This is a genomic window from Sedimentibacter sp. B4, from assembly GCF_000309315.1.
Classification (GTDB): domain Bacteria; phylum Bacillota; class Clostridia; order Tissierellales; family Sedimentibacteraceae; genus Sedimentibacter; species Sedimentibacter saalensis.
The window spans coordinates 1-271 of sequence record NZ_CANG01000653.1 but is presented as its reverse complement, the minus strand read 5'-3'; the positions used below and the strand labels follow the sequence as shown (position 1 = coordinate 271).

Below are 271 nucleotides of genomic sequence, written 5' to 3'. Positions count from 1 at the left end.
AGTGGTGGATGGACACCCGCGACGAGCTGCGCCTGCCCAAGCCGGTCGTCGCCGCGCACCTGGTGAACCTCGCCTGGAACGGCATGCGCAACCTTGAGGTGGCGCCCACCCTGCACGTCCACCCGCGCCGCAACGACTGACCCGGACCGGAATCGGGGACGGTTCCGAACCCGGTCCACCCCGCTGTGGACCAGGTTCGGAACCGTCCCCAACTCGGACCGCCCGCGGGGAGACGCCGTCGAGAGCGCTCTCAGCTAGAGTGCTGAGGTGA

General features: G+C 69.7%; 1 pseudogene. It reads left to right on the top strand.

Going from position 1 to position 271, the window contains the following annotated elements:
* A pseudogene (locus tag BN358_RS25620) lies at window positions 1–140 on the top strand (TetR/AcrR family transcriptional regulator); the annotation flags it as partial.
* Window positions 141–271 lie beyond the last annotated feature (131 nt).